This is a genomic window from Adlercreutzia muris (assembly GCF_041223505.1).
GTDB lineage: Bacteria > Actinomycetota > Coriobacteriia > Coriobacteriales > Eggerthellaceae > Adlercreutzia > Adlercreutzia muris.
Window position 1 is genome coordinate 81,275 of the sequence record NZ_JBCLQK010000002.1, and the last position, 26,859, is coordinate 108,133.

A 26,859-nucleotide genomic window follows, 5' to 3' on the forward strand; every position below is an offset into this window, starting at 1 on the left:
CATGTCGGCCCGCGAAAAGGGGGAGGGCCGCCGCTGGTCGACGACGGCCCTCCCGAAGGTGGCGACCTACTGGGTCACCGTGATCACCACGTTGTCGTAGCGATCGACGACGGTGCTGCCGTCGCCCTTCGATGCAGCGGTGTAGGCCTCGCTCACGTTCTGAGACGTGGCCGCGTAGGCGCCCTCCGCATCTTTGTAGGCCTGAACCTCCCCGGTCGGATACACGGCAACCGTGTAGTTGTAACCGTTGGCCGCGAGATACTCGGCGACAGACTGGACGTCGTAGTTGTGGATGGCGTCCAGACCGGCCTGATTCTCGCTGGAGATGATGCCCTCGTCAAGGACAACATCGGCCGTGCTGCCCGCCGGAACGAACATCAGGTCGGAGTGTACGTCGCCCCCCACGGCGGTCTCGTCGACCACCATGAAGACCTCGTAGGCACCCAGGCCCTGCGATCCGTCCGACACGCCGTCGTCGTGCACATGGTAGAAACCATAGGCCGGGACGGCGATCAGGGCCGCACAGAGGCTGGCCATAACCGCGATGGCAAGAGTCTTCTTGCCGAATGCTGCGTTGGTCATAAGTGCTCCCTAAAACTCGGTAGCCCCGCAGTTTCGCAACGCACCCCCATTATGGCGTGCCCGCGCGAAACGTCAAGGCGAAAAGGGGCTCTGTCGTGCGGAATCATCCTCGCTCACTTCGCAAATCATCACGAGAGGATGATGCCGTGACCTCCAGATACGACCTGGCCGTATGAAGATGCCCCCGGTTATCTTCCTACAATAGATGGCGAAGAGGATAGAAGAAAGGAAGGTGCCCCATGGCATATTCTGCAGCGAAGACGACAGGGGAGGACACCCTCGACTTGCTCGCCTTCGACGACGAGTTCGACCCCTTGGCGGTGGACGATTCGATCATCGACCAAGAGTGGATGGACGACGAGAACCCCTACGACACCATCGACTACCCCACGATGCGCAACATGCCCGAGACGGTGCACCACGATCCGGTGTACTCGCCTGAGCGCCAGGGAAGTGCCCGGGCGGCCCTGCAGGCGCTCATCGTGCGCAATCCCAATCGCCGACCGGTGCTGCTGAACATCATCGGCCTCGCCGAGGGCGGCTGCGCCTCCAGCGTCATCTCCGAGCGCGTGGAGGAATGGCAGCGCGACAACTGGTCGGTGTACGCCCCTATGACGCTGTGCCGCATGCTGGAGCGGGCCGGCGCTCTTACCTTGGAGATGCCCGAGACCGCCGAAGAGCAGGAGAGCGCCGAAGAGGGCGTGAGCTACCTGGAGATCAGGGAGACGGTGGATCCCGTCTGGCACGCCACCGCAGACGCCCTCAAGCTGCGCGAGGAGTACATGAGCGGGGCCCAGTTCCGCGCCATCGTGCTGGAGTCGGACGAGTCCCGCTACGCCGAGGTGTACGAGCGGGTGATGGACGCGCTGGCCGAGGCGCCCCGCAAGCTTGCGGCCATCGAGGAGCTGACCGACACCATAGACATCACGAAGTCGCCGCGGCGCTTCGGCCAGCATTTCGTAGACATTCTGGAGGCGACCGACTGCATTTTGTGGGGCTCGGGCGCCTGGAACCTGACCGATCTGGGACGCGCGATGCTCGCTGAGCTGAAGGCGCGCAAGGAGGCGTAGATCATGGCTGTGATGGAAGACGTGAAGACGGCTGGGGACGTGGATCTCGTCGATCTGATGAACGCCCGCGCCCGCTCCTACGGGATGCTCGCCCGCCTGTTCCGCGAGGAAGTGGACCTGGCGACTTTGCGCGAGCTGCAGGGCATGCGCTTTCCCCAGGCCACGGGCAATGCCGCCGTGGACGAGGGCTATCATCAGCTGTACGACTATCTGAAGCGCGCCTGGGACGACTCGGTGACGGAGCTTGCCGTGGACTACGTGAGCACCTTCATCGGACACGGCGTGAACGGCTACTCGGCGGCCTACCCCTACGAGAGCGTGTACACCTCCGAGCGGCGCCTGCTCATGCAGGAGGCCCGGGCCGAGGTGCTGGCCACCCTGCGCGAGAACGAGCTGAAGCGTGGCGACTGGAACGAGGCCGAGGATCACATTGCCCTGGAACTCGAGTTCATGCAGCGCATGGCCCTGCGCGCCGCCGAGGCTCTGGCCGAAGACGCCGAGGACGAGGCCGTGGCCTATCTGCGCACCTCCTACGACTTCCTGGAGAACCACCTCATCAACTGGGTTCCCATGATGGTGACCGATATGCGCATGCACGCCCGCACCCTGTTCTACCAGGGCTTGGGTCAGCTCACCTTGGGCACCATTCAAGAAGACGAGGCCGTCCTGCGCGAGCTTCTGGACTCTGTGGAGGCCTAATGGCCCCGGGCGGCTCGGGAGGCGTCGCGATCGCGCGCCTCGCTGCGGCCCCACCCCTTACCAACCCCTCTCTTTCCCCTCCTTTCGAGTCGACCCCGCCTCCCCCTTATGCGGGGTCGACGCATATCTGGAGGTGACAAGCGCAAGGGCGGCGGCCCATGGCCGCACGTGGTCGAAAGCTAGCGGAATTACTTAGGCAAAAAGAAAAGCCCCGATGAGGGGCTTTTCTTGCGATTCAGACAGGGGGGATTAGTCGATGCCCATGTCGGCCAAGAGGGCCTGGCCGCCCAAGGTAATGGGGGCCGCCCCGCCGGCTTCCCCTAAGAAACAGGTGGGGCGCAAGGTGGCTACGCGCTCGCCGGATTCCATGCGCACGCGGGAGACCTGCATTTTCGTGCGCTCGGCCAACTCCAACGGCGCTTTGCTGAAGGTGGAGAACATCAGCGCGTCGCCTGCCTTGCCGGCTGCGGCGGCGAAGGCACGGCGGCCGGTCTCGCGCACCCGGGCGCGGTCAGCGTCGGTGGAGACCACCTCGAAGGCGTCGCGGGTCGGCACAAATCCGTCCACGCAGCCCACAGCGTACACGGCGCGATACGAGCAGCCGCACATCTGCTCGTAGGAGCTCACGCGCACCGCCCGGGGGTTGTCCTCGTGCACCGGGGCGAACTGGGTGGCGCGGGCCGCGGCGTACAGGGCCGCCGCATCCTCGTCGCCCACGATGCGGTCGGCCAGGGCCGCGAAATCGCGCAGGCCCTCGGCGCCCACGGCCGCGAGCAGGGCATGGCCGCGACGGGCGCGGTTGGCCTCGATGAGCGTGCGGCCGGCGTCGTAGCGCTCGGCCAGGCGCTCGGCGCGGGGGTAGGGCTCGGCCTCGCCGGCGGCGCGTGCCGCGCTGGCGGCGTCCAGGGCATCGAAGATGGTCGCGTCGTGCTCGTCGCACCACTCCAGCAGGAACTTCCAGCCATCCGACAGCGTGAGGTAGTTCCCGTATCCGAGCCAGGCGCGCCAGGCGAACAGGTCCTCTGGGTCGGCGATAAGGTTCAGCGCCGTGTAGGCCGCAAGGGCCTTGGCGCGGCTCATATCGCGGGGGTCGCCGGCCAGGCGCTCGAAGCCCAAAGACGACACGGAAAAGCCGCGCTTGGCGAGCATCTGCGAGAAGGCGTGGGCCCACTGCTTGTTGGGAGCCACGATGCACGTCTCGGCCTGGATGGCCTCGGGGTCCTCGGCATTCAGGGCGAACAAGTAGCGCGTCAGGCCGTTGAACTCCTCGTCGGGGGTGTTCCACTTCACCGTGGCAATGTTGCGGATCTCGCCTCGGCGCTCGCCGGCGGCAAGGGCGTCCTCGTTGCCCGCGTGCACCACGGCATCGCGGAAGCCCGTGATGTCGGGGTTGCCGAAGGCCGTTTCCAGGTTGAACACGGTCACGCCGCGGCGCAGGGTATCGAAGGTGTCAAAGCCTTCAGGTGCGGGAAAGTCGCTGGCCGCGGCCACCGTCTCGTCGGGGTTGCCCGCCACGATCACTTGGTCGCGGGCGAGCAGGCACAGGCAGGTCTGCTGGGCGGCCGACAGATTCTGGAAGTCGTCGGCGAGCACATGGGCGAAGCGCTGGCGCGCCGGGGTCCCCGCATCGCTTTGCAGGTAGCGGCAGCAGAGGTAGGCCACCTCGTCTTCCAGCATGGCGTTCGTGCGGGTGAGCAGGCGCCGGGCCAGATCGAGCGTCTCCTGCTCCTCGCCGGGTACCACCCACTCCTCCTCGGGAGCGCCCGCGCACCACTGCTCCTGGAAGTGGCGCAGCAGCGAGCGCAAACGCCGGGCTGGGGTGCCGAGGGTCTTCATGTCCTCTAGGAAGAAGTTGTACTCGAAGGGCGCCAGCACGCGCGGCGTGCGCCCGGTGGCCGCGCGTGCCTCGGGCGCGTCCAGCACGGCCAGGCACACCTCGCGGGCGCAGGTCACGTTCGTGCGGGCCGCCAGCGCCGCCGCATCGGATGCGCCGGCAGCGGCGAGGGCCGCGGACAGACGCCGGCGCGCCACCCGGGCGGCCTCGGCCGTGGAGGTGGCCAGCAGAATGGCCTCCGGCGCGACTTCGGCGCTCAGCAGGGCGGCGGCGCGGCGCACCAGGGCCTCGGTCTTGCCGGAGCGCACGGGTCCGGTAATTTTGGCGATTCGGCCGTTAAAGGCCGCGATCTCGGCGATCATATCGGTCATGGCAGCCTCCTATTCGGCCAGCACGCCGGTCTCGGCGTTGAAGTCGCGGGTGGTGCCATCGGCGTATATGACGGTCCACTGGTCGAAGGCGATGGGAAAATCGGCCTCGGGCAGCGCGTACTTCTTCTGAATGTCCTCGCCCAGATGAGCCTCTTCGGCGATGCGCTCGGCCACGATCTGCTCGGGGGTCTTCTCCAGCTCGCCGCGCTCGGCAGCCTCCAGGTCGCGGGCAATGCGGGCCTGCACCACGATGTCGGCGGCCTCTTCGGCTTCCTTGGCCGCCTCCTCGGCTTCGGCCACCAGGGCCGGCGAGGCCATGAACGTCGCCTCTGCCGCGGCCTCGGCTTCGGCCGCTTCGGCCGCCGCGGCCGCTTCGGCAGCGCGCGCCGCCTCCTCCTCGGCCACCTTGCGGGCCGCGAGCGCCGCCATGCCGGCGACGTACTGCTGCTCAAAGGACGCATCGGAGGGCAGCTGCACAGCTACCACGCCCTCGCCGAGGGCGCCCTCGTTCAGGGCCGTGCGCACGCGGGTCACCCACACGCTGTCGGCCGGATCGATGCCGCAGGAGGAATCCAGGCGCAGGCGCACCGTGAGCCGGCCGCCCTGCAGTTCCACTTCCAGCCACGTGAAGGCAAGCTCGTCGCGGCCCTCCTCGCGCTGGCGGCGGTTGAAGATCTTCATCTGGTTCTCAACGGCGTGCACCTGGTTCAAGAGCCAGTGCTCGATCGAGTCGCTCCACAGCGCGTCGGCGCCCTCGACTGCGGAATCCAGGTACTCGCGCGCTCCCACGCGCACCATCATGCGGATGGCGTTTTCCGGCGCTCCCTCGCCCGCCGGGTGCGTGCGCACCACCGGCGTTCCCAGATAAGAGTAGCAGCGGTCGATTTCCAGGCGCAGATCGTTGTCCACGAGACGCTCGTCCAGATCGAGCAGCAACGCCATGGAAGGATGGGGTTTTGCCATCGGGGGTCTCCTTTCCTATTGGCAGCCAGCACGGGGCCAAGCTGCCGCCTATCCTCTTCGCCGACCAGTATAGGAGGGGCGCGAACAGGGAAATCATCCTGAAGAGATGAGCTTGCGGATGATTGCGCGGGCCTGAATCGGCCTGCTCTTATGATTGCGAAACGTAACAGCTCCGTATCATTTCTCACCGTTGGGCAACAAAACATCGGCAGCTTGCCGACAGCTGCGGCGGACATCCCTCCCATCCATCCAAGGGACGCGCCGCCAAGGCTCCGCCGGCGGCTCTCGGTGTTTTGTTGAAAGCTATCTACTCTAAGAGAGAGGAGGGACCCATGGCTAAACTTTCACTGACTCGTCGCAGCTTCCTGAAGGCAGCCGCCGTCACGGGCGCTGCGAGCACCTTGAGCTTTGCCGCCGCTCCGTCTGCGGCTTTGGCCGAGGGCGTCGACGAATCAGCTGGTGAGGTCAAGCGCATCCGTTCCTGCTGCCGCGCGTGCGGTAAAGTGGAATGCGGTGTGTGGGTCACCGTGCAGGACAACAAGGTCATCAAGGTTGAGGGTGACGAGTCCAACGCGCACAGCCGCGGTCATTGCTGCGCCAAGTCGCAGTCGTCCATGCTGGCTCTGTACCATCCCGATCGGCTGCGCTACACCATGAAGCGCACCAACCCCAAGGGCGAGGACGATCCCGGTTGGGTCCGTGTGAACTTCGCCGAGGCCATGGACGAGGTCGGCGCCAAGTACAACGAGCTCATCAGCAAGTACGGCGGGAAGTCGATCTTCTCCATGGGCGGCACCTCGCGCGTGTGGGCGCAGCCTCCCTATGGCACGCTGAAGTCGGTCTTCGGCACCCATAACTTCCATTCCGCCTACGAGATCTGCAAGGGCCCCCGCCACTTCGGCGGCGTGCTCACCGATGAGAAGGGCTCGCCCTGGATGGAAGTGGAGCAGGGCCCGATCGTGTACGTGCAGTGGGGCACCGCGTCGGAGTACTCCAACTACGACTCCACCAACCGTACCGTCGTCGACTGCTCGCAGCGCGCCTACAAGCACATCCTGGTGGACCCTCGCATGAGCCCGCTGGGCAAGGAGGCCGACATCTGGCTGCCCATCCGCGTCGGCACCGACCTGGCGCTGTCGCTCGGCTGGCTGAAGTGGATCGTGGACAACGACGCCTACGACAAGAACTTCGTGAAGCGCTGGTCCAACGGCCCGTTTTTGTACAACCCCGAGGCCGACGGCAAGACCTACAAGGGCTACTTCCTGGAGATGAACGGCGGCATTCACATGACGAGCCGTCTTCTCACCGAGGCCGATCTGGACCGCGAGTGGGTTTCCCAGTTCTGGGAGCCGGCTCCGGAGCAGTACTCCTACCGCCGCTTCATCTGCTGGGACGCCGCCAACGAGAAGCCGACCTACTGGGACGCCGAGGAATGCCAGTGGGAGGGCGAGAAGCACAAGATCCCGACCACCGGTACCTGGATCGAGCACCCCTACAAGCCCATCATCGCCGATGCCTGGCTGCCCGACCCCTCCAAGTTCGCCGACCCGGCCGACCCGGCCTACGACGCCTACTGGACCGGCGAGGGCAACGAGAAGGGCGCCAAGTCCAACCCGAAGGGCCTGCCGAAGGACCCGGAGCTGTGGCCCGACGGCGTGCAGGTGAAGTTGAAGAACGGCACCATGATCGAGGCCAAGTCCGTGTGGCAGGAGTGGGAGCACAACCTGGAGGAGTACACCCTCGAGAACGTGTCCCAGATCACCGAGGTGCCCGCCGACAAGATCGAGGAGGCGGTGCGCACCTACACCACGCGCCTGAACCCGCTTCACGGCAACGGCGGCATCCACTACCAGCTGGCTCCCGACCAGACCGGCCACGCCGTGCAGAACACCCGCGCCCTGCAGCTCATCGCCTGCCTGACTGGCAACTCCGACGAGCCCGCCGGCAACCGCGGCTCCTCCAAGGCCCAGGTGGACGGCTGCGCCGGCCGCGCCAACATGATCGTGACCGATCATGAGCCCGTCGACTGGGGCATTCGCGAGGGCATCGGCACCATGGAGCTCGGCAACACCCCGCGCGATCTGACCATTGAGGACCAGATCCCGCTGATCCAGAACTTCGTGAAGTACCTGCAGGCGGAGAATTCCCCGCTCATGGAGCGCTACGGCAACCACATCCCCACCGATGAGGAGGCCCGTATCATCGCCATGCGCAAGGGCGGCGATTACAAGGGCTCCCGCGCCTTCCCGGGCGTGAAGACCCCGTTCGAGGCCAACGCGGACCAGATTTCCGCCGAGCGCTTCCCGCTGCTGCGCTTCTGGAACTCCTGGACCGACGCTTCCTCCATCTGGGACGCCATCCGCGAGATCGATTCTCCCTACAAGCTCTACGGCGGCATCTGCATGTCCGGCGACTTCATGAACCAGTCCAACCTGCTGGAAGCATGGGACGCCCTCACGCAGCTCGACTTCTGGGTGGACATCAACCTGTGGTCCTGCCCGAACAACGGCACCGCCGACTACGTCTTCCCCTGCACCCACTGGCTGGAGACCAACACCGGCCGTGTGTCCCAGGGTGCCGGCGGCATCTTCGGCGCGGGCCAGCGCTGCGTGGAGCCCATCGGAGATGTGGTCTTCGACCCGACCTTCGTGGTGTGCCTGCACAAGTCCATGGGCGTGCCGTTCAACGACCGCGACCCCGAGTACGACGAGTGGCTGAACCTCGACTACCACGACTTCATCCAGGCTGGCGGAAGCGTGGGCTACGAGGAGCAGGAGTACCGCGTGCTCAAGGACGCCACCGACTGGTGGAAGACCGAGGAGTACCCCGATGGCCCCGACTTCCCGCAGTACGCTGCGAAGTTCCAGGAAGAGGGCTGGTTCGACTGCCGCAAGTGGCATCCCGAGCGCTGGGGCACCTATCGCCGCTGGGAGATGGGCTACCGTCGCCAGCAGGCCGGCTACAACCTGTACGCTGCCGTGGACGAGAAGTGCGCCTTCGGCACTCCCACCGGCAAGGTTGAGATCTGGTCGACCATCTGCGAGTCCTATATCGGCGACACGGTGACCGAGTCCTACGTGCTGGAGACGCCGGGCACGACGGTGAAGGTGGGCGACAAGACCCCGTACTTCGCTGAGGTGTGCTCGCCCGAGCGTGCCGCCTACGCTGGCGACATTCCGGACATCGACAAGTTCCCGCACTGGTTCGAGGCCAAGAACTCCCGCGTCTCCAACCCCGAGTGGTACGACGCCAGCCTGGTGGACGGCGCCTCCTACAACAGCGAGAGCTACCTGAACAGGCCCTACCACCTCATCGAGGGCGTGGGCACCGGCCAGGCCACCGACAACGGCGACACCGACAACCTCGAGGCCTACAAGAAGGCCGTGAAGGAGAACCCGGAGGCCACCTTCATCTGCACTTCCGGCGCTCGCCAGCCCGTGTACTTCCACTCCGAGCACCGTCAGCTGCCCTGGTGCCGCGAGCTGTGGCCGTCCCCGCGCTTCGAGATGAACCCGAACGACGCGGCGCGCCTCGGCATCGAGCAGGGCGACTGGATTTGGGTCCGCACGCCGTGGGGCGCCATCCGCGAGGTGGCCGACCTGTACTACGGTATCAAGGAAGGCACCACCAACGCCAACCATGCCTGGTGGTATCCCGAGATGGACCACGCCGCCCACGGCTTCGAGCTCGTCGGCATCAACTGCACCATGGACAAGTACGCCCAGTGCTGGATCTGCGGCGCCTCCCAGCTGCGCGGCAACCCGATGGTCGTCTACAAGGCCACCGAGGAGAACTCGCCGTTCGGCAACCCGGTTCCGTGCGATCCGTGGGGCAACGAGGCCATCACCAACGCCAACGACCCGCGTCTGAAGGAATGGCTGGCCAACGACCCGCGCCTGGACGACTCGAAGGTGGAGCTCACCTACGCGAAGTCCGACGCTAAGGGCCTGCAGACGATCAGCCTTATCAAGGAATAAAGGAAGGAGGTAGAAGCTATGTCCAACTACGCAATCATCACGGACCTGAACCGTTGCACCGGCTGCCTTGCCTGCACCGTGGCGTGCAAGGCCATCAACGGCGTCGACGTGGGCAATTTCTGGATCAAGACCCTGCGCGTCGGTCCGCACCCCATCGAGGGCGGCTCCGGCACCTACCCGGACGTGGAGATGTACTTCCTTCCCGTCCAGTGCCAGCACTGCGAGAACCCCGAGTGCGTGAAGGTGTGCCCGACCGAGGCCTCGCACGTGGCCGCCGACGGCACTATCCAGATCGACAAGGACAAGTGCATCGGCTGCCAGTTCTGCGCCATGGCCTGCCCCTACGGCGTGCGCTACCTGAATGAGGAGGAGCGCGTCGTGGAGAAGTGCACGCTGTGCGAGCAGCGCATCTCCCAGGGCGAGCTGCCCCAGTGCGTGGCCCAGTGCGGCGCCCGCGCCCGCTTCTTCGGCGATCTGGACCAGGGTGTGGCGAACTTCGAGGCGCCGGCCCATCCCGACAGCCCGGGCTGCCAGTACGACGAGATGACCAAGACCCGCGTCAAGCTCAAGGACTACGTGGAAGCCTTTACCGAAAACGACATTCACCATCTCACCAACAAGGGCAACGATCCCAAGATCATGTACTTGCTGCGTGAGGGCCGCAAGTGGAGGGAGTAACTACCAATGGAAATTCAGTGGCCCCTTATTCTCTTCACCTTCTTTAACTGCCTGGCCTCCGGCATCTTCCTCGTCCAGGGCATCCTGACCCTGGCGGGCAAGGGCAAGGCCATGCAGCTGGCCTCCTGCGTGAGCGCCATCGTGGCTTTGGCCGTGGGCGGCCTGGCGGTGTTCTTCCATCTGGAGAACCCCCTGCGCATGCTGAATGGCTTTGGCCACATCACCTCGGGCATTACCATCGAGCTGATCTTCGTGATCATCTTCGGTATCGCCGTGGTGCTGTACTTCCTCATGATGCGTCGCGCTGAGGAGGGTGTGGCCCCCAAGTGGTGTGCCATCCTGGCCATCGTGGTGTCCGTGGCCCTGCCCTTCGCCACCGGCGATTCCTACCTCATGGCCGCCATCCCGGTGTGGGACACCATGCTGCTGCCCGTGTACTACGTGGCCGCCACGGTGATGCTCGGCGGTCTGGCCGCCATGATCATCGCCGGCGCCACCAAGGCCGAGGACGCCGTGAAGCTGTCGAGCACCCTGGCCTTCATCGGCACCGTGTGCGTGGCCATCGTGACCGTGATCTACGCCGTGGCTATCTCCGGTATGGGCGAGTCCTACACCACCATGGAGTACTACTTCGACCCGACCCTGCCCGATGTGCCCATGCGCGGTGCTGAGGCTGCCGTGACCGGCGCCATCATGACCGGCCAGCATGCCGTGGCCTTCTGGCTCGGCGCCATCGTCATCGGGTGCGTGGCCCCGGCCATCGTCTCCTTCCTGGCGATGACCGGCAAGATTGCCGCCGACAAGGTGCTCGTGGCCGCCGTGATCGCCATCGCGTGCGCCATCATCGGCACTATCGTGTGGCGCGTGCTGCTCTACGAAGTGGCCGTGAACGCCCTCATCCAGTTCCAGTGGGCGAACTAGCGTAACGGAGGCGGCCCGTTCTGGTCGACGGGCCGCCCTTTGAGGAACCTGAGCGAGGCGGGCTTTTCTTACCGGACAAGCCCCGCAGGCAACGTGTCGGCCCGCCTCGCTTCCCTGCCTGATCGCGCCCCCTTCCCGAGGGGCAACGCGGCGCGCGGGCGGCGCCTTCCCCGGGGAGGGGCCATGCGGTTTCCGAAATGGCTTGAAAATCGCGATTGCGCCCGTGCGGAACCGCGATTTTGAAGCCATTTGAGCGAGAGTGAAGAGGAGAAGCCATGGCTGAGGAGAAGAAAGAAGCGACGGCGGTGCCCGGGGATGGCGCCGCTGAGCCCAAGCGCACCGAGCGCGGCGGCATCTCGCGACGCGGATTGTTCATCGGCGTGGGGTCCACGGTGGCCCTGCTGGGGCTAGGCGGCCTGCGCTATGCGGGGCACAACCCGCTGAACCGGCCTCCCGGAGGCACCGACGAGGCGCACCTGGTGTCGGGCTGCATCCGCTGCGAGCGCTGCTACGAGGCCTGCCCGCGCAAGGTGATCGTGCCCGCGAAGATCGAGGACGGCCTGCTCGGCATGCGCAGTCCCATGCTCGATTTCAACACGGGGAACTACTGCGACTTCTGCTACGAGGAAAACGGCGGCGTGCCCCAGTGCGTGGCCGTGTGCCCCACCGAGGCTTTGGAGCTTCCGGCCTCCTACACCGTGGGCAACCCCGAGACTGGCGAGACGGGCGACATTGTCATCGGCACGGCCGAAATTGACCCGCGCACCTGTCTGGCCTACCGCCTTACCGGCTGCCGCGACTGCTACGATGCCTGCAAGTACGGCGCCATCGAGCTGAAGGACGAGGGCGGCGCGAACCCCATTCCCTACGTTATCGAGGATCGCTGCAATGGCTGCGGTGCCTGCCAAGCCGTGTGCCTGTCGCTGTCCTCGGGCTCCATCAAGTCCAACGAGCGCGCCATTGTGGTGCGCCCCATCCAGGCGTAGGGAGGACGCACCCATGAAGACCAAGAACCTCCGCACCCTCATTGCCGCCGCGGTGTTCGGCGTGATGACCATCGGCCTGGTGGCCGGCGTGAGCACCGGCACCCTGTCCGGCTTCGGCTGGGACACCATCGCGGCGCTGTGCCCCTTGGGCGCGCTCGGCACCATGATCGCCACGAAGACCATGATTCCCCGGGCGGTCATCTCGCTCGTCATCATGGCGGCCCTCGTGCTGCTCGTGGGCCGTGCCTTCTGCGCGTGGCTGTGCCCCACCACCCTTATCTACCGCATCCGCGACTACTTCCGCTCGCCCAAGAAGCGCAAGGTCCTGGCCGAGCAGAAGAACGCCGAGATCAAGGCTATCTCCCAGCAAGAGCTGGACAGTCTGAAGCCGGCGAAGGGCGCCAAGGACGCCAAGGGCCACGCCTGCGGTGCCTGCGGGAAGTGCCAGCCGGTTAAGCACGGCAAGCTGGACTCGCGCCACGCGGTGCTCGGCGGCGCGCTTCTGTCCACGGCCGTGTTCGGCTTCCCGGTGTTCTGCCTCGTGTGCCCCGTGGGCCTCACCTTCGCCACGGTGCTCGTGCTGTGGCGGGCCTTCTCGGCGGGCGACGCCACCATCGGCATCATTCTCATCCCGGCCATGCTCATCATCGAGATCGTGTTTTTGCGGAAGTGGTGCACGCGCTTCTGCCCGCTGTCGGCCCTCATGAACCTGGTGGGCCGCTTCTCGCGCACCTTCGTGCCGGTTATCGACGATGAGAAGTGCTTGGAAACCGCCAAGGGCGCCTCGTGCAGCAAGTGCGCCGAGGTATGCCAGTTCGACATCAATCTGCGCCACCCCGATTTTGGTGAGCTCACCACGGCCGACTGCACCCGTTGCCGCGCCTGCGTGGACGCCTGCCCCACCCGCGCCATCACCATGCCGCTGCTGGCGGGGAAGAAGGCGAAGGGCACCGTTGTGGTGGCCGACCCGGCCCTGGAGGATCTGGAGCCGAAGCTGGACTAGGAACTTGGGGCGGCTCGCGGAACCCGTGCTCGCCGCCCGCTTCGCGCTGCTCCTGCTGCGAACGCGGCGAGAGAAGCAGAGGGGATGACGCACGCTAGTCGGTACCATCCCCGCATCGCTGCTGCTGGCGTGGAATCTGCTTCTTTTGAGCCGCGTTCTTCGCAGGGCGCTCAGAGGTCGGCGAGCACGGGTTCCGCGGGCCGCCTGCGCGATATCATTTTGAGCAGAGTGCAGGGCGCGCAGAGGTCGGCGAGGGCGGCCGCCGGAGCCCGACGTAAGAGATATTGCTTTAGTTGTAAGAGCGGAAGAGCTTTGGGAGAGGCTCGACCGCCTTTGAAGAGGAGCAGCTATGGTTGAGAAGATCGATGCGGCCGCTCACCGTCATGTGGGTGCTGCCTTTACGGCCGTGGACAGCGCGGCCATTCACGTTCATCGGGAGCGCTGCGCCAAGGTGCGCAATCGCAATGTGGCGTGCCTGAAATGCGCCGCCGCCTGCACCTCGGGCTGCATTGCCCTGGTAGAGGGCGAGCTGGTTATCGATGCGGCCCGGTGCGTCGGCTGCGGTACCTGTGCCACGGTGTGCCCCACGTGCGCTTTGGAATCTCTGAACCCGAGCGATGCCGAGTTGGCCGGTGCCTGCCTGAGCGCCGTGCGCGACGGGCGGGTGGTCGTGGGCTGCGGGCTGGCCCTGGAGGCGCTGGATGGCCTCGTGGATAGCGCTGCCGTGGTTCCCGTGGTGTGCGCCGGGCGCGTGGATGAGTCGCTTCTGTGCACCCTGGCGGCCCGCGGGGTGCGGGAGGCTACCGTGCTCTGCGGCCGATGCGACCGGTGCGCCCAGCGCCACGGGGCCGCTACAGCCGTGCTCGTGGCCGAGACGGCTCGGACCCTGCTGGATGCCTGGGGTGCCTCCCTGGCCGTGCGGGTGACCGACGAGGTGCCGCAGTTTCTGCTGGCCGGGGGCGTTACGGCCGCTGAGGTGGCCTGGGCCCGCGACGACTTCTTCGCCGAGAGACGCGCTTGCGTGCCCGTGGTGCGCGATGGCGCGACTATGGCCGCCGGGGCGGTTTCCGAGGGCGGCCCGCGCCCAGTCGGTCGCGGCCCGGTGTCCCTCTCATCCCCGGAGGCCGAGGCGGCCGATGCCACGGTGGGCCCGGGCCTGCGCTTCTTCTGGAATTCGGGTCACAGCCGCAAGGTCGCGTCCCATTCCCTGCACGTCATGAAGGACGGCACCCTGCCCCATTTCGTTCCCGATCGGCGCGAGCGCTTACTTGATGCCCTGGCTGCTTTGGGCGAGCCGGCGGCTCCGTCGGTGGCGTGCCGCTTGGCGGGGGCCGTGGTCATCGATGGCGCGAAGTGCGTTTCCTGCCGTATGTGCGCCACGTTCTGTCCCACCGGCGCCATTGCCAAGTTCGATGAGGCCGATGGCGCACTGGGCGTGGCCCATACCCCCGCCGACTGCGTGAAGTGCGGCAGCTGCCGGGACATCTGCCCGACCCAGGCCATCACGATCCTCGACGAGGTGCGCACCGACTGGCTGGTGGATGGCACCTGCCATCGCTATCCCATGACGCCGCGGCCGGTGGACCTGGCCGACAACCCCCATCAGATTCTCGACACCTTCCGCCTTACGTTCAACGGCGACATTTTCGAGAGGTAGACGGCTGCCTTTCTCCCGGTAACTTTGGCAGCTGCCCTACCCCGCCCCCGAGCCTCTATCCTCTTCATGGCTCGGGGGCTTTTGTGTGTGCCCCGCATAAATGGGCGTTTTTATGTCAGATTCGGGAGGGCTCGGCGAAGGGGCGCAATTCTATAATTTTACTTTGAATAGGTGGGCGCCGAACCGTTGTCCGGATGCCTCGGAGAGAGTGTTTCGTGGAGAAAAGGAGATCGGAGTGAGAGAACAGAGCAAGCAGCGTCTTTCCCGGTGGGGTTCGCTTCTGTGCGCCGTGGCTTTGGTCGCGGGCATGGGACTGCCGTCGGTGGGTGCGGCGAGCGCCTTCGCCGGTGACGAGACCGTTCAAGCGCCTTTGGAGGTGCAGGATATTCCCTTCGAGAGCGAGGAAGTCAACAGCGATGCCCCTGCGTCTGATGTCGCGGTCCCTGCGCCCGTGGGGAGCGACGGGGAAGCATCGACCATCGATGGCGAGCCGTCGCGGGGGTCAACGGACGCGGGCGGAGTGCCTTCCCCGGAGGCCTCTTCCCCAGAGCAGCCCGTTGATGAAGAGCCTGCACTGAGCGCCGGTGTCGAGGAGGGCGCTGTTCCGAATGCCAGCGTCAAGGCTGACGCCCCCGCTTCGGAGGAAGCATCGTCGGCCCAGTCCGAAACGGCTCAGGACGCGGCCGAGGAGACCCGCACTGTCTTTATAGCCGGTTGGTGGCCGGTAGATGCTCCCGATATGATCGAGGGAAGTGGAGCACCCTCTCGCTATAAGGTGAGGAAGGGAAGTTCCGTCGCTGGGAACCCCGAGCTCGTGGCTGAGATCCAAGGAGATGTAGCCCAGGCACAGCAGATCCATCCCGATAGGAAGTTCATTGGCTGGACCGCCATTCCCGTTGATTGGGCCACCGACGGGCGCCTCGACTTGATGGCGGAAACGCTCACGGTGAACAGCCCGCGCTACGACTTCAACACCCCCATTACCGCAGATGTCGCTTTGGTGTCTCTGTGGCTCGTCAAAGAGGAGTCGGCCGCAGATGATGCCATCCATGTAGGGGGAAGCTCGGGAATCACGGCCAGCGGAAATTTGAGCGGCGAGAACGTTCCCGACGGCAGCTACGTCAAAGTGGACGCCGAGGCGGTGGAGTCGGGGGCTGCCTATGACAAGCTCATGGTCGTCCTCGGGGATGGGAAATGCGTTTTGGACAGCGTATACGAAGTCGATATGACCGTGAATGGTGGCGAGGTTCACGACGGTTTCGGCACGCTCAAGCTTACATTCCCCGTTAAGGCCAAGGAATTCGGCGGCCGTGATGGAGACTGGGTTGTTCTGTGGCACGTGCACAACGATGGTCGTATCACTTCTCAGCGGGTTCAGGTGGCTGACGGCCATGTGAGCGTCGAGGTAAGCGATCTCTCTACCTTCGCGATTGGCATTCCCGAGCAGGAAGCGGGCCAAGAGCCGGGGCCTTCCGAAGATGAGGTGGGCACTGGGCCTGAGGCCGATGGAAAGACTGAGAAGCCGGTGAAAGATGGCGAACGAGTTGCCAAGAAAACAGCCTCGTCTACGACGCCCCTGGCGCAAACGGGCGATGCGACGGGAGGGGCCGTCCTTTTTGCGATGGCGACAGTATCTCTCCTCGCCTTGGTCATTGCACGTTGGCAGCGGTCGTAGCTGGATTTCTCTCGGCGAAATTCGATAGCAGGGATTCCCTTGGCTTAGTCGCCGAGGGAATCCCTCTTTGTTTGTAGGGGAAGGATCGATCGGATCGCTTCATGGGCTGAGCTGCCCAGTGGAGGGCGAGAAACGACATTTCTGTCGTTGGCGAAGGGGGAGCGGGTGCGGGGTCAGATGGGGAAGGGGTGGGCGCCTGGGCGAGGAGAAGGCGAAAGCCTAGGCCAAGGGGAGGCGTAGGGTGAAGGTGGTGCCTGCTTCGGCGGTGCTCGCGGCGGTGAGGGTTCCGCGATGGGCCCGGGCGATGTCCTGGGCGATGGCCAGGCCGAGGCCATAGCCATCGACCGCCGGTGCCGGGGCGCTCGCGGCGGACGACGGGGGCCCACTCGCAGCACCGGTGTACGCGGCGCTGTCACCGGCTCGATCACCGGCCAACGCCGGCATGCCCGCAGCGGTAGCCGCCGGGCCGTTCCCTCCGGCCAGGGCGGCCGTTCCATGGGTGCGGGCCTTATCGGCTCGGTAGAAGCGGTCGAACAGGTGCGGCAGGTCTTCGGCGGCGATGGGCTCGCCGCTGTTGCGCACGGCCAGCACGGCCTCGCCCAGCTCGGTGCCGAGGCGGATGGCCACGGTGCCCCCGGGCTCTGTGTACTTGCAGGCATTGTCCAGCAGCACGGCCACGAGCCGCTCGAGGCGTGTGGCGTTTCCGCGCACCGAGATGCCGGCGGCCACGGAGCTCTCCCAGGCGATATCGCGCTCGAAGGCCACGGCCTCGAAGGAGAGCGCCTCGCCTTCCACGAGGCGGCTGAGGTTCACCAGCGGAGCCTCGTCGCCGGCGGCCTCTTCTGTGGCCGGGCGGGCCAGATCGAGCATATCGGCCACAAGGGCCTGCATGCGCTCAGCTTCCACTTGGGTGCTTTCCACCCATTGCATCTGGCTGGCCACGGTGTCGCCGCCCCGTCGGCGCAGGATGGCGTTGTTCGCGAGGATCACCGTGAGGGGCGTCTTCAGCTCGTGGGAAGCATCGGCGACAAACTGCTGCTGCTGGTTCCAGGCCCGCTGCACCGGCCCGAGGGCCCAGCGGGAGAACCGCAGGTTGAGCAGGAACAACAGCCCAAGGGCCATCACGCCGATGCCCGCAAGCCCCCAAGCGAGCCCCTGCCACGCGTTCGCCGCCCCGCCGCCGGCAAAGGCCACGAGCCATCCGGGCCCCACTTCCCGCTTTGAGAAGAACAGGCGCTGCTCCTCTAGGTAGCCGTGAGTGCCCGGTGCCATCAGGGCCGCTTGCATCGCTTCGGGCAGCACCGTTTCGGGCACGACGGCGCTCGACTGCTCCAACAGCGGCTGGACGAGATCGCCCTCCCAATGGTATACGGCCGTGGGCACGGGGCTGTCCGGCGTCCCCTGGAGCTCTCCGCCGATCTCCGGGGGCGTGAAGGTACCCTCGTCCGCCGGACCGCTCTCTTCAGGGGGTGTAAGGGGGTGTCGATCGGGAACGAGTTGGGCCCGATGGCCCGCGGGGCTCAGGGCCTGGGCGAGGGTGCGGTAGGTCTCGTCCACATCGCTGCGGTAGTCCATGTAGCAGATGGCCGTGAAGGAGCCGGCCAGCACCAGGGCGGCCAGGCCCATGTTCAAGGCGATGAACTTCGCCCGCAAGCCGCGCAGCAAAGGCGGGGTCGTCGTGCTGGAGGGCCCGGTGGCCGCAGCGGGAGGGATCGGCGCGGCGCCGCGACTGCGGGCCTCCGCTGTGGAGCCCCGGCCGGCTGCGGGGGACGCGGCGTCGCGGGGGGCTTCTGGTGCGGCGGAGGCGCGGGATGCGGCAGGTGCCTCAATGGCAGGGTCGGTCATCGGCGAGGCGGTGGGGTCGTTGCCGATCACTGGGCGCCCTCGGCGAAGCGGTAGCCGACGCTGCGGATGGTCTCGATCTTGGCCGTCGACCCCACGTGGGCGATCTTCTTCCGTAAAAAGGAGATGTAGGCCTCCACGTTGTTGTCGCTGGCGCTGGAATCGGGCCCCCAGGCCCGGGTGATGAGCGCCTCCTTCGAGATGACCGCTCCGGGCGATCCCAGCAGGATGCGGGCGATGGCGAACTCTTTCTGGCTCAGGCGCACGACGGCGTCTCCGCAGGTGAGGTCGAAGCTCTCCAGATTCAGGGTGAGATCGCCAGCGACCAGGGTCTCGAAGACCACGTCGCCCTGACGGCGAGTGAGGGCCCGCAAGTGGGCCATGAGCTCGGCCGGCGAGAAGGGCTTGGTCATGTAGTCGTCGGCTCCCGAATCGAGCCCGGCGATCTTGTCGGTCGTGGCGTCGCGGGCCGTGAGCAGCAGGATGGGCGTGCTCACATGGGCACGCCGCAGGTGCTGGGCCACGGCAAAGCCGTCGGCCTTCGGCAGCATGACATCCAAAATGATGACATCGTAGATGCGCGTCGCGCCGTAGTCGATGCCGGCCTGGCCGTCGTGGACCGCGTCCACGGTGTAGCCGTTGTCCTCCAGGATGCGGGCCAGCGCCTCGGCGAGGCGCACGTCGTCTTCCACCACCAGTATGTGCATGGGGCTCCTTCTCCTTAGGCCGGGCCGTTTTGCCACGACCTCCATTGTAACGCCGCGGCTGAAAGCAAGCTGAAAGGACCGCCCTGCTTCAGGGACTTTTCAGGAAGTCCCCCTATGATGGCCGCCGGGAAAGAGCGAAAGGAGGTGACCTGTGGCCGATTACCAGTGCGTGTTCAAGCGCGTGGAAAAGAAGCACTGCCTCGGGGCGACCGAGCGGCGTGCGGTGGAGGCGGCTGCCCGGGAAGGCGGCCCCATGGCTGTGGACGCCTACGGTCGCACCCGCATCACGAGCCTGTATGTGGACACGCCTGACCGGGCCATGATCGCCCGATCAGTGGAAAAGCCCCTGTACAAGGAGAAACTGCGCCTGCGGGCCTACGGCGAGGCGGCTGGCGTGGCGCTCATGACCGCGTTCGGCGCCGGCCCGGCCCGGCGTGAGCCCGATGGCGTGGAAATGGTGCGGCACGAGATCGGTGGCGGGGAACCGGTGAGGCGCGAGGCTGGCGGAGCGCCCTTGTCGGACGGCGAGGTGGAGGCACGGGCGGCTTCAGCCCTGGCCGCTGCCGGCTTGAGTGCTGCGCCGACGGTGTTCTTCGGCATCAAGAAGAAGTTCAAGGGCATCGTGTACAAGCGGCGCTTGGCCCTTACGCTGCCGGCGGCCCTGGCCTTCGTGAGCGGTTTGCCCTACGAGCAGGCCTGGGCCCGCTGGCCCGTGGCCGACGGCTCCGAGGAGGGAGGCCTCGCGCCCGGTGCCCGCCAGATCGCCCGGGAGTTGACGGCCGCAATGGATCGCTGGCTACCGCTGGTGCCATCCATGGGCATCGCCTGCGACCGCGAGGCCTGGGCCTATGCTGCGGCTGACGCATTCGAAGGGTGCGACGGGGCAGGAGGGCGCGGCGGGATCAAAGCGGCTGGTTCCTTCGACCTAGCTCCGCGCTCCGCATTCGATGCAGCCCGACGCCCCGTCTTCGACCCGGGTCTGCGCCTCACCTTCGACGATGGGCTGGTGTATCTCGACTGTCACCAGCCGAAGGCCCCCTGGCTGCCGATTATCGCCTCCGACGAGGCCATCCTGGAAATTAAGAGCGCCGGCCCCTATCCGCCCTGGCTCGTGACGATGCTCTCGACCCATCGCATCTACCCGGCATCGTTCACCAAGTACGGGAGCGCTTACCAACTCGCTCACTGTGGGCACAATGGGAAAAAATGGACAAAAGTGGGTCGAGTGAGCAGCCGGGCCTCGCTCGAGTGAGCAAAATGATCGTGTGATACGAGCTTTGCCTGTGATTTTCGGGCTGGCGACAGGGGTCGCGCCCTTGAAATAGGGCTTTGGGGACGGTTGAGAGCTCACTCGAGGCTTTTTTGTCCACTTTTTGGAAGAGTACTCGCCTAAAGAAAGGATTTTCATGTTCGATGCAACCTTCAGTTCTGTGTTCGGTACGGCCGACTCTCTTGTAGGGGCGGTGTCGGCCACTGATTTTCTGCTGTGCTGCGGTTTCTCGGTGGTGCTCGGCGCCATCTGCGCGGCCGTGTACATGTTCCGCCACAACTATACGAAGAACTTCGTGGTCACGTTGGCCCTGCTGCCGTTGATCGTGCAGATGGTTATCACCCTGGTGAACGGCAACCTCGGCGCGGGCATCGCCGTCATGGGCGTGTTCAACCTGGTGCGCTTCCGCTCCATTCCCGGATCGGCGAAGGACATCGGCAGCGTGTTTCTGGCCATGGCCGTGGGTCTGGCCACGGGCATGGGCTTTCTGGGGCTCGCGGTGCTGTTCACCGCGGTGGTGGCCTTGGTGAACCTGCTGTTCGTGCTCACTCCCTTCGGCCGGCCACGCGAACCGGGCAAGATGTTGCGCGTCACCATTCCCGAAGACTTGGAATACGACGGCATCTTTGACGAGGTGCTCGGCCGCTACGCCGTCGAGGCCGAACTGACCGAGGTGACCACCACCAACATGGGCAGCCTCTTCCAGCTGACCTACCAGCTGCGCATGCGCGAGCCGGGGCTGGAGAAGGCCATGATCGACGAGCTGCGGTGCCTCAATGGGAATTTGAAGATCTCGCTGGGGCTGGTGCCCCAGGCGCGGGAAACGCTGTAACGGCTGCTGGGGGCCGCTTCGAGGGTTTCCTGAATGAAATAGAAACGCGATACGTTATTGGGAGGATGTGCATGATGAAGACGAATATGATGAACGGCACGGTTGAGCGGCGGCGACGGTGGGCGCGCGGGGCGCTGGCTTCGGCCTTGGCCGCTACGTTGGCGCTGTCCGGTTGCGCGGGCGGCACCTACGGCGACAATGCTGCTGAAAGCGGCGGGGCGGCCGGCGAGGGCGGCGCGGCTGGTGAAGGCGGTGGCGCAGCGGCCAGCGCCGAAGCGGTCGATTGGGACGCGCTCATCGATATTGCGGGTATGGACTTCGCCTACTCCGACCGCGACAAGGATGCCTCCTACGATACCGCATCGGCCACGAAGATCGCGCTTTCGGGCGCGGGCGCGACTGTTGAGGGCGATGGCGCTGCGGCGGACGGCTCCACGGTGACCATTACGGCCGCCGGCACCTATGTGGTGTCCGGCGAGCTTGCCGACGGCGCTCTTGTGGTGAACGCAGCCGACCAGGATAAGGTGCAGGTGGTGCTCGACGGCGCGACCATCCGCCATAGCGATGGCGCCGCCTTCGAGGTGCAGCAGGCCGACAAGGTGTTCATCACGCTGGCCGACGGCTCGCAGAACACGCTGGCCGACGGCGCGGCCTATACGCTCGCCGATGGCGAGGACGAGCCGAACGCGGTCCTGTTCTCCAAGGACGATCTGACCATCAACGGAAGCGGCGCCCTCACGGTGGAGGGCAACTACCGTCACGGTGTGAACTCCAAGGACGATCTGGTTATCACCGGCGGCACGCTGACCGTGACGGCTAAGGAGGACGGCCTGCGGGGCAAGGACTGCGTGAAGATCGCTGACGGCTCGTTTACGGTGACGGCCGGGGGCGACGGGGTGAAGTCGAGCAATGATGAGGACCCGACGCGCGGTTTAGTGTCCATCGACGGCGGCACCTTCGCCATGGATGTGCAGGATGACGGCGTGCAGGCGGCCACCTATCTGCGCATTGCCGGCGGCGAGGGAATCGTGAAGGCCGCCGATCATGCGTTGCGCTCCGAAGTGGAAGCGGCTATGACGGGCGGCTCGTTTACCGTGGAGGCTGGAGGCAAGGGCGTGAACGCCGAGACTCGCTTCACCATGGACGGCGGCACGCTGAATGTGACGGGAAGCGAGGAGGGCATCGAGGCCGAGGAAGTTATCGTGAACGACGGTGAGCTGAACATCGTGGCGAGCGACGATGGCGTCAACGCGGCGGTGGCCGAGCGCTCCGACGAGAGCGCGGATGCTGAGGGGTCTTCGGCAGCTTCCAATGCGGCGGGGATGAGCGCGGAGGGCGGAGAGCCCCAGCCGCAGGGCGAGACGCCCGACGGCAACGGTGCGCCCGACGGCAACGGCGCGCCCGATGGCAGCGGTGTGCCCGACGGCGCCCCAGATGGCGCGATGCCGCAAGACGGCCAGGCACCCGAGCCCCCCGAGGGCTTTGACGGGCAGATGCCCGACGGTACCATGCCCGATCTGCCCGAAGGTGAGGTGCCGACGATGTCGGAAGACGGCCAGATGCCGGAGCCTCCCGAGGGGTTTGACGGTCAGATGCCCGAGCGGCCCGAGGGGGCGGAAGGCGGCCAGATGCCCCAGGGCGGCCGCGGCGACCTGGCCGACATGGGCGGCGCAGGCGGTCCTCTGGGCGCCAACGCGAGCGAGGATTGCCTCATCCAGGTCAATGGCGGCGCGGTGACTATCCAGGCTGGCGGCGATGCCGTCGACTCCAACGGGTACATCGAGGTGACAGGCGGCACGCTGCTCGGGGTCAGTTCCGGCAACGGCGACAGTGCGCTTGACTACGAGTACGGCGCCACCATCACCGGCGGCACGGTGCTTTTGGCTGGCTCGGCCGGGATGGCCGAGTCGTTTACCGAGGGCACGCAGCCCTTCGCGCTGGTGATGGCCCAAGGGGCCGCTGGCGCGGAGGTGGCGGTGGCCGATGCGGCCGGCACGACGTTGGTCGACTATACAGCTCCGTCCGCCTTCCAGTGCGTTGTTGTCTCGGCCCCGCAGTTGGCCGAAGGCGATGCGGGCACGGTGTCTGTCAACGGAACGGCAACTGAGTTCACGGCGTCCACCACGCCGACTGCGGGCGGCATGGGCGGCCAGCGCGGCGGCATGCGAGGCGATTTCGCTGATGGCGAGCAGCCGCAGGGCGATGGCGGTCAGGGCCGCGGCTTCGGCGGTCGCCGCGGCGGCTCAAACGCCGAGAGTGCCCAGCAAGGCGAGGGCGCGCAGGGCGAGCGTGCTCAGGGTCAGGGAGAAAGCGCCGCCGCGGAATCGAGTGCGGCGGCGGGAGGCCCCCAGGGCGAAGTAGTCGCCTAGCGCCGTTTCTCCCCATGGGCGGCGTCCCGGCTGCGATTTTGGCTTCTTTTGAACGGTTTGGGAACCGAAAACGCCGTTTCGGCGCTCGCTGAGGGCAACCGGATCGGCGTTTCCCCAGGTCGCGCATTTCGCCGATGCCGAGATTGCCGCCTATCGGTTCCAAAGTCGTGATTTCCAAGTCAAAAACGCGCCCATGCGCTACACTCTTCCCAGCAGAACGCGGCGGGAGCGCCGTCGTGCGGCTCGTGCGCCGCGCCCGTGCTCCCGTATCTACGCTGCCTGCGGCTGCCTTCCCGGTTCTGCCGCGCTCCACGGTACGAACTCGAGAGAGGAAGGGCATGCGCACCCCGTCTTTGGCCCCGCTGCTGGCCGTGTTCTACGGCTGCGGCTTTCTGGCCGGCTTCAACGAGAATCTGGTGAACATGGCCCTCGTGGCCATTATGGGCGACTTCGCGGTGGACGCGGTGACGGCCCAGTGGCTCGTCACCGGCTACATGATCGCGGTGACCGTGGTGGTCACCTGCATGGCGTATTTGTACCGCCGCCTGCCTATGCGCACGCTGTTCTTCGCGGCATCGGCCCTGAGTATTGCCGGTTCGCTCGGCGGCCTTGTCGCCCCCAACTTCGCGGTGTTGCTGGCGGCGCGTCTTGTGCAGGCCGTGGGCACCGGCGTGTTCATCCCGCTTATGATGAACGTCATCGTCGATCGGGTACCCCACGAGAAGATGGGAGCCTACCTGGCCATCGGTTCGGCCATGATTACCGTGGGGCCCGCCACCGCCCCCATTGTGACCGGCTTCATGGTGAGCGGTCTGGGGTGGCGCAGCGTCTTTCTCGTGCCGCTGGCTGCCGCCGTGCTCCTCGTGGGCGCGGGCGCCTTCGTGGTGCGCGACGGACGCGAGCCAGTTGCAAGCCGCTTCGATGTGCTCTCGGCGCTGCTCGTGGCCCTCGGGGTGACGCTGCTGTCGGTGGGCCTGTCGGAAGTGGCCCTGCATCCGGCGGTGGGAGCGGCGGCGCTGGCGGGGTCGGCCGCGGCCCTCGGTGCCTTCGCGTGGCGCCAGGAGAAGCTTGCCCGTCCGCTCGTGTCGCTCGCGCCGCTGCACCGCCGGGTGTTCTGGCCGGCGGCGGTGCTCGTGATGATCACCATGATGACGTATTTCTCGCTCTCGGTGATGGCGCCGCTGTACTTTGAGGAAGCCGCCGGGCTTCCCGCCAGCACGGCGGGCCTGCTCATGGTGGCGCCGGTGCTGGCGAACGCGAGCGCGGCCGTGGTGGCCGGGCGCGTGCTCGACCGGCGCGGGGAATGGCCCGTGCTGCCGGCGGGCCTCGGACTGGCGACCGCGGGGCTTGCCGTGACCATCGCCGGCGCCCTCGCGGGTTCGGTGGCGGCGGCCACGATGGGCATCTTCTTCGGCTACCTGGGCACGGGCATGGTGCTCTCGCCGGCCCAGACGGCAGGGCTGCGCCGCCTGCCCGACGAGCTGGACTCCCATGGCGTCACCCTCATGTCCATGGCCGTGCAGCTGTCGGCGTGCTTGGGGCCGGCCACCTACATCGGCGTCATGAGCGCTGCCACCGCAAGGGCCGCTGCCGCCGGCGCTCCTGAGGCCCAGGCGAGCGCCGAGGGATTCGCCTGCGCCATGGCCGTCGCCGCTGCCGTCGCCGCCTGCGGTTTCGCGGCCGCCATCGCCTACGCCCGCTTCATGCGCCGCGCGTAAAGCGGGCACGGCGACAGATCACGCTGCCTCGCACCGCTTTACGAAGGTGCGAAGGGGTTCTCTGAGAAACTTCTGCATCCCTAGCTTGCAAATCGTGCGAACCAATCGGGCAAAAGGCCCGCGGCGTAGAGGGGGAGGTTCACCACCCAGTCCTGCTCCTTGAAGGGGGAAAGCGAGAGGCGCAGCCCCCGACCGAGGTGGTTGCGCTCTACGAACAATCGAAGGCTCTTCGCTTTCAGGTTCGTGGCGGCCTTCGCCTCAACTGCTACAACTGAGCGGCCGTAGTCGTATACGAAGTCGACCTCGCCCGAGGAGTTCTCGGCCGACCAGTAGTAGGGAGCTACCTTCCCCGAAGCCACCAGCTCCTGGCACACATAGTTCTCCGTAAGAGCGCCCTTGAACTCGGAGAAAAGCTCGTGACCTTCGACGAGAACCGAGGCGTCGAGCCGACTGGCGGCGCCGAGAAGTCCCACGTCGAGCAGGTAGATTTTGAAGGCGTTCCTGTCCTCGTAGGAGGCCAGGGGCAATCCCGGCTTCGCGATGCGGTTGACCCGCAGGAGCAGCCCGGCATCGACGAGCCATTGGATGGCCTCTTCGTAGCCGCGAGCGCGGGCTCCCGTGCGCACGGCTGAGTAGACGAACTTCTTGTTCTCGCGAGCGAGCTGCCCGGGGGCCGAGTTCCACACGAGGCGAATCTTTTCCGCCAGAGAGGCGTCGGCGTATTTGGAAAAGTCGTGCTCGTAGTCGAACAAGAGGCGGTCCTGCTGCTTGCGCGCATCGCTGAAGCTGCCGGTATCCAGAAACACCTGAACCACCTCGGGCATGCCGCCGACGAAGTAGTAGTTGCGCAACTGCTCGATATAGCGCTCGGAGAGGGAATCGACCAAGTCGAAGTCGGCGTCTTCCAGCGCGCGAAGCATAGGTTCGTTGCCTGTCGCCAGCAGGTACTCGTCGAAAGTCATGGGGTAGATGAACAGATGGTCGACTTTTCCCACGGGGAAGGAGGTGCCTCGGTGGAGGGCGACGCCCAAAAGCGACCCCGCCGCCACGAGCGCTGTCTCGGGGCTGCGCTCGGCGAAGGTTTTCAGGGCGGTGAGCGCTCGGGGACACTCCTGTATTTCGTCGAGCACGACAAGCGTTTCGGGGTCTTTGGCATTGACGCCCGTGTACAAGCTTATGGCGTCGAGCAAGCGGGATGGGGCCAGCTCGCCATCGAATTGCCGCCCCATGGCTTCGTCTTCGAGGAAGTTCACGTAGGCTACGGCGCTGAAGTTGGCGCGGCCGAACTCTTTGATGAGCCAGGTTTTTCCTACCTGTCGCGCGCCTTGCACGAGCAACGGCCGGCGCCGTGGGGAGTTTTTCCAGGCGATGAGATCTTTCATGGCGAATCGTTCCATAGAGACCTCCTTTCCATGGTAGGGAGGTTACCATGAGCGCGCATGCTTTGCCAGGAGAAATGGAATATTCCGCCTGAAAAGTGGCACAAATGCCAATTATTCCGACGTAAAAGTGGCACAAATGCCAATTATTCCGACGTAAAAGTGGCATCAAGGTACCTGCCGGCTGTTAAGGGCCCAGAGATGCTGGCGCGGGGCAGTACATCTGATTTCTCTGGAGTCCCTTGCCCCCTGCTCCATCGCTTTAGCGCGTTGGAGTACAATGGTCTGTACTGATAAAGGGCTGGCGGCAAGCTTGCGGGCTTGCG

19 protein-coding genes are annotated in these 26,859 nt (G+C 65.9%); 13 read left to right on the forward strand and 6 right to left on the reverse strand.

Annotation, left to right across the window (positions count from 1 at the left end):
* Positions 1–66 precede the first annotated feature (66 nt).
* Entirely contained in the window at positions 67–582 is a 516-nt protein-coding gene (locus AAK988_RS02325; protein ID WP_135971542.1) for a LisH domain-containing protein, read from the reverse strand.
* A gap of 239 nt (positions 583–821) precedes the next feature.
* Here AAK988_RS02325 and AAK988_RS02330 point away from each other — a divergent pair, with 239 nt between their 5' ends.
* On the forward strand, positions 822–1,652 hold the full coding sequence (locus tag AAK988_RS02330; protein ID WP_135971541.1) for a hypothetical protein: 831 nt from the start codon (positions 822–824) through the stop codon (positions 1,650–1,652).
* A gap of 3 nt (positions 1,653–1,655) precedes the next feature.
* Positions 1,656–2,351: a TorD/DmsD family molecular chaperone gene (locus AAK988_RS02335; RefSeq protein ID WP_240806167.1), complete on the forward strand. Its 696-nt coding sequence runs from the start codon at positions 1,656–1,658 to the stop codon at positions 2,349–2,351.
* A gap of 249 nt (positions 2,352–2,600) precedes the next feature.
* On the opposite strand, the gene AAK988_RS02340 is transcribed toward AAK988_RS02335, so the two are convergent.
* Together AAK988_RS02340 and AAK988_RS02345 are read right to left on the reverse strand one after the other, a co-directional pair.
* Positions 2,601–4,556, reverse strand: a complete 1,956-nt coding sequence (locus AAK988_RS02340) for a UvrD-helicase domain-containing protein (protein WP_369872698.1) — start codon at positions 4,554–4,556, stop codon at positions 2,601–2,603.
* 9 nt (positions 4,557–4,565) lie between these two features.
* Positions 4,566–5,519, reverse strand: a complete 954-nt coding sequence (locus tag AAK988_RS02345) for a hypothetical protein (protein WP_369872699.1) — start codon at positions 5,517–5,519, stop codon at positions 4,566–4,568.
* A 332-nt stretch (positions 5,520–5,851) separates the two neighbouring features.
* On the opposite strand from AAK988_RS02345, the gene AAK988_RS02350 reads away from it, so the two are divergent.
* The 7 genes from AAK988_RS02350 (at position 5,852) to AAK988_RS02380 (ending at position 16,416) form a co-directional block, all read left to right on the forward strand.
* Entirely contained in the window at positions 5,852–9,496 is a 3,645-nt protein-coding gene (locus AAK988_RS02350) for a molybdopterin dinucleotide binding domain-containing protein (RefSeq protein WP_369872701.1), read from the forward strand.
* Positions 9,497–9,514: 18 nt separating this feature from the next.
* Positions 9,515–10,174: a 4Fe-4S dicluster domain-containing protein gene (locus tag AAK988_RS02355; RefSeq protein WP_016309656.1), complete on the forward strand. Its 660-nt coding sequence runs from the start codon at positions 9,515–9,517 to the stop codon at positions 10,172–10,174.
* Between the two features lie 6 nt (positions 10,175–10,180).
* Positions 10,181–11,095, forward strand: coding sequence for a dimethyl sulfoxide reductase anchor subunit family protein (locus AAK988_RS02360; protein WP_369872702.1), 915 nt, complete (start codon positions 10,181–10,183; stop codon positions 11,093–11,095).
* Between the two features lie 275 nt (positions 11,096–11,370).
* Positions 11,371–12,081 (forward strand): 4Fe-4S dicluster domain-containing protein, encoded by a 711-nt coding sequence (locus tag AAK988_RS02365; protein ID WP_369872703.1) that lies wholly within the window; start codon positions 11,371–11,373, stop codon positions 12,079–12,081.
* Positions 12,082–12,094: 13 nt separating this feature from the next.
* A complete protein-coding gene (locus tag AAK988_RS02370) occupies positions 12,095–13,084 on the forward strand; it encodes a 4Fe-4S binding protein (protein ID WP_369872705.1) in 990 nt (329 codons plus the stop codon).
* A 349-nt stretch (positions 13,085–13,433) separates the two neighbouring features.
* Positions 13,434–14,741 carry a 4Fe-4S binding protein gene (locus tag AAK988_RS02375; RefSeq protein WP_369872706.1) on the forward strand — a complete coding sequence of 436 codons (1,308 nt, stop codon included), beginning with the start codon at positions 13,434–13,436 and terminating at the stop codon, positions 14,739–14,741.
* 112 nt (positions 14,742–14,853) lie between these two features.
* Positions 14,854–16,416 (forward strand): hypothetical protein, encoded by a 1,563-nt coding sequence (locus AAK988_RS02380; RefSeq protein WP_369872707.1) that lies wholly within the window; start codon positions 14,854–14,856, stop codon positions 16,414–16,416.
* A gap of 219 nt (positions 16,417–16,635) precedes the next feature.
* On the opposite strand, the gene AAK988_RS02385 is transcribed toward AAK988_RS02380, so the two are convergent.
* Entirely contained in the window at positions 16,636–18,291 is a 1,656-nt protein-coding gene (locus AAK988_RS02385) for a sensor histidine kinase (RefSeq protein ID WP_369872708.1), read from the reverse strand.
* Positions 18,288–18,965 (reverse strand): response regulator transcription factor, encoded by a 678-nt coding sequence (locus AAK988_RS02390; protein ID WP_369872709.1) that lies wholly within the window; start codon positions 18,963–18,965, stop codon positions 18,288–18,290. The genes AAK988_RS02385 and AAK988_RS02390 overlap by 4 nt, the downstream gene beginning before the upstream one ends.
* A gap of 151 nt (positions 18,966–19,116) precedes the next feature.
* Between AAK988_RS02390 and AAK988_RS02395 the strand changes: the two genes are divergently transcribed.
* From AAK988_RS02395 to AAK988_RS02410, 4 genes are all read left to right on the forward strand, one after another.
* Entirely contained in the window at positions 19,117–20,217 is a 1,101-nt protein-coding gene (locus tag AAK988_RS02395; RefSeq protein ID WP_369880337.1) for a VTC domain-containing protein, read from the forward strand.
* A 154-nt stretch (positions 20,218–20,371) separates the two neighbouring features.
* Positions 20,372–21,067: a DUF4956 domain-containing protein gene (locus AAK988_RS02400; protein WP_369880338.1), complete on the forward strand. Its 696-nt coding sequence runs from the start codon at positions 20,372–20,374 to the stop codon at positions 21,065–21,067.
* A 71-nt stretch (positions 21,068–21,138) separates the two neighbouring features.
* Complete coding sequence (locus AAK988_RS02405; RefSeq protein ID WP_369880339.1) at positions 21,139–23,436, forward strand: carbohydrate-binding domain-containing protein; 2,298 nt, start codon at positions 21,139–21,141, stop codon at positions 23,434–23,436.
* 338 nt (positions 23,437–23,774) lie between these two features.
* Complete coding sequence (locus tag AAK988_RS02410; RefSeq protein ID WP_369880340.1) at positions 23,775–25,154, forward strand: MFS transporter; 1,380 nt, start codon at positions 23,775–23,777, stop codon at positions 25,152–25,154.
* A gap of 80 nt (positions 25,155–25,234) precedes the next feature.
* Here AAK988_RS02410 and AAK988_RS02415 read toward each other — a convergent pair whose 3' ends face one another.
* Positions 25,235–26,551, reverse strand: coding sequence for an ATP-binding protein (locus AAK988_RS02415; RefSeq protein ID WP_369880341.1), 1,317 nt, complete (start codon positions 26,549–26,551; stop codon positions 25,235–25,237).
* Between the last annotated feature and the right edge of the window lie 308 nt (positions 26,552–26,859).